The organism is Streptomyces sp. P5F9, from assembly GCF_057961495.1.
On record NZ_JBXVPZ010000858.1, the window covers coordinates 1 to 1,776 of the forward strand.

The 1,776-nt window shown below is 71.2% G+C and carries 3 protein-coding genes; all 3 read right to left on the reverse strand.

The annotated features are described in order from the left end of the window. Positions 1-21 precede the first annotated feature (21 nt). Entirely contained in the window at positions 22-231 is a 210-nt protein-coding gene (locus AC31A1_RS50915) for a Trm112 family protein (protein ID WP_019060261.1), read from the reverse strand. Beyond that, positions 228-1,133, reverse strand: coding sequence for a DMT family protein (locus AC31A1_RS50920; RefSeq protein WP_416966224.1), 906 nt, complete (start codon positions 1,131-1,133; stop codon positions 228-230). The genes AC31A1_RS50915 and AC31A1_RS50920 overlap by 4 nt, the downstream gene beginning before the upstream one ends. A gap of 23 nt (positions 1,134-1,156) precedes the next feature. Next, positions 1,157-1,776 (reverse strand): class I SAM-dependent methyltransferase (locus tag AC31A1_RS50925; protein ID WP_489659834.1); only part of this gene is annotated, 620 nt, incomplete at its 5' end.

Genomic DNA, 1,776 nt, shown 5'->3' on the forward strand with positions numbered 1-1,776 from the left:
GCTTCCCAGGGCTTGTCGGGGTCATGGGGCCATCCGTTTGAGGAGTTCCAAGTGCTCGGCGTCGTCGGTCACTTGCTCCCCCGACGAGGGCAGCAGTTGCGGGATGCCGTCGACGATGGGGTAACGGCGGCGCAGGCGCGGGTTGTAGAGGGCGTCCGTGGGGAGCAGGTGCAGCGGGCCCTTGTCGAGCGGGCAGGCCAGGATCTTCAGCAGGGGGTCGTCCGGGTTCATGGGGGTGTCAACTCCTTGGCCTCGACCGGTGGTTGAGGCGCGTTGTCGTGCTTCGGCATGGTCAGCAGGACGGTGACCGCCAGGGCCGTGCCCCCGATCCGCAGGGCCAGCCGCAGCGGGTCGTGCGGCAGTGCCTCGCCGAACGCGAGCGTGCCGAGCACCGCCGTGAACAGACTGGTCACCGTCGTGCACACCGGCACGATCAGCGAGGCCCGGCAACGCTGGAGCGCCGCCTGGGACATGACCAGGCCGAACGCGCCGGTGAAGAGGAGGAGGTAGGGGTACGGGGACCGGAGCAGGCCAACTACCGCCCCTCCCAGGTCACTTGTCGTCAGGTAGCTCGACACGCCCTTGATGGCGAGCGAGCTGACCCCGTACAACAGGCCCACCGCCACGCCGTATTCGACGCCCGTGGTGGGCAGCCGGTGCCGGTGGCCGGCGCTGCGCTCGGTGGACCGGTACAGCCAGACACCGGCGGCGAGCGAGGGCACGCAGACCAAAAGGATCAACGGATAGGGCGCGTTGCGGCTGACGTGGTCCGAGCCTTCTTTGAGGGACAGCACGACCATCAACAGGGCGACGAGGATCGCGCCGAGCGCGTACCGTTCGCGGCCGCTGGTCTCCTCGCCGAGCATGCGGGCGGACAGCAGCACGAGCAGCACCAGGCCGGACACGAAGATGCCCTGCGCGGCGGCGATCGGCAGCGTCCGGTACACGGCGAGCTGCGCGCCGAACCCGGAGGCCAGCGCGAGGGACCCGCCGATCCACAACGGGCTCCCCAGCACCAGCCGCAGCAGCCTCGCCGGTTGACGGACCGTCACCTCGGGCAGGGCCGCGAGCGCCCGCTTCTCCAGGACGAAACCGGTGCTGTACAGCACGTTCGCCAACAGGGCCGCCGCCACCCCCCACCACACGGCCGCGCCCCCTACGTCTTCCGCGCGTGCAGCAGCAGGATCGACGCCAACTGCGGTCTGGCACAGGCCAGTCGGTCGAGGGGGCGAAGCGGTCGCGGTACGCCGTGGAAGGGCGCGCCCTTGAGCCCTACGACCTCGAAGCCGGCCGCCGCCACGAACTCCCGTAACGCACGCGGGGTGTAGAGCCGCAGATGTCCTACGACCTCCTTGCCCGGGCGGCCGTGGATCGCGCGCAGGCTCACCTCCGAGAACACGGGCTGGACGCCGGCGAGCAGCAGGGCGCGGTTGTACCAGGCGGCCAAGTTCGGGGTGGACAGCATGAGATGGCCTCCCGGGCGCAGGACGCGGCGGATCTCGGCGAGGGCGGTGTCCGGGTCGACGAGGTGCTCGATCACCTCGCTGAACAGGACGGCGTCGGCGGAGGCCGAGCGGAGCGGCAGCGCGGTGAGTTCGCCTCGGACCGTGTACGGGAGGTGGGCGCGGGCGCGGGTCAGGGCGTCCTGGGACCAGTCGACGCCGATGACGCGGTGGCCGGTGAGGAGGGGTGCCGCGGTGGCGGCGGCCGTCGCGTCGCCGCAGCCGATGTCGAGGATCGTGCGGGGGTTCTCGGTGGCCGGGTCGAGAGCGGTGG